Genomic DNA, 1,249 nt, shown 5'->3' on the forward strand with positions numbered 1-1,249 from the left:
GCAAAGCAGAAGACCCGACCTCGCGAAGAGGACGGGTCCGGATCTGGCGCGCCCGGGAGGATTCGAACCTCCGACCACCTGATTCGTAGTCAGGTACTCTATCCAGCTGAGCTACGGGCGCGTAGTGCGATGTTGGGCGTGATCGCCATCACGTACTGCGGGTATCCGAAGTGGCGCGCCCGGGAGGATTCGAACCTCCGACCACCTGATTCGTAGTCAGGTACTCTATCCAGCTGAGCTACGGGCGCCCTGTCATCTTCGTCGTGTCGGTCACTCGGCTCGAGGAGGACTTCCTCGAGCGTCATGGCGGAGAGGGAGGGATTCGAACCCTCGATGAGGCTATAAACCCCATACTCCCTTAGCAGGGGAGCGCCTTCAGCCACTCGGCCACCTCTCCCTCATCGACACGGCGCATATGTTACCGTTTCTGAAGCGCTTTGTCCAGCGACGCCGGCGTCTTTTTTGCGCCGCGGCGGGGCGCCTACTCCTCGCGGCCCGAGTCGCTCTCCTCGGCCTTCTCGCGCTGGATCCGCTGGTAGATCTCCTCGCGGTGCACGGCGACGTCCTTGGGGGCATTGACGCCGATCCGGACCTGATTCCCCTTCACGCCCAGCACCGTCACGGTGATGTCGTCTCCGATCATCAGGGTCTCGCCGACACGGCGGGTCAGGATGAGCATGGCTGATCTCCTTCTCAGGCTAGTTCTTGGACTCTCTGGCAGCGGGATGTGCGCCGGTGGAATCGCGTCGCTGCATTATGTGTCACGACGTCCTCCGTGACCAATCGGCAGCCCATGACACCCCAGCTCCCCGTTGAAGGGAAGCCCGTCGCGGGCTTCCCTGTCAGCGTAGAAGCTGTCAGCCGCTCCGGGCAGGCTTATTCACCCTCGATGTCGCTCTTGTCGAGGCCGAAGGCGGTATGCAGGGCACGCACGGCGAGCTCCATCTGCTTCTCGTCGATCACCACGGAGATCTTGATCTCGGAGGTCGAGACCATGCGGATGTTGATATTCTCGTCGGCCAGCACGCGGAACATCTTGGACGCCACGCCGGCGTGGGAGCGCATGCCGACCCCAACCAGGGAGACCTTGGCGATGTTGTCGTCACCGTTGACCTCACCGCCACCCAGGTCGGGGATCACCTGCTCCTCGAGGATCTTCAGGGTCTTCTTGTAGTCGCCCTTGGCTACGGTGAAGGTGAAGTCGGTGTAGTCGCCGGCCGGCGCCACGTTCTGGACGATCATGTCCACT

At 62.4% G+C, this 1,249-nt stretch carries 2 protein-coding genes and 3 tRNA genes; all 5 read right to left on the reverse strand.

Annotation, left to right across the window (positions count from 1 at the left end):
• Positions 1–44: 44 nt before the first annotated feature.
• Positions 45–121 (reverse strand) — tRNA-Arg (locus tag J5F18_RS18915).
• Positions 122–171: 50 nt separating this feature from the next.
• A tRNA-Arg gene (locus J5F18_RS18920) sits at positions 172–248 on the reverse strand.
• Between the two features lie 56 nt (positions 249–304).
• Positions 305–397: transfer RNA gene (locus tag J5F18_RS18925), tRNA-Ser, on the reverse strand.
• Between the two features lie 84 nt (positions 398–481).
• The gene (gene csrA / locus J5F18_RS18930) at positions 482–679 is read right to left on the reverse strand and encodes a carbon storage regulator CsrA (RefSeq protein WP_346300066.1); all 198 of its coding nucleotides are present in this window, start codon (positions 677–679) and stop codon (positions 482–484) included.
• A 197-nt stretch (positions 680–876) separates the two neighbouring features.
• Positions 877–1,249, reverse strand: a 373-nt coding sequence (locus J5F18_RS18935) for an ACT domain-containing protein (RefSeq protein WP_346300067.1), incomplete at its 5' end; no start/stop codon positions are given.

The organism is Halomonas sp. BM-2019 (assembly GCF_017584085.1).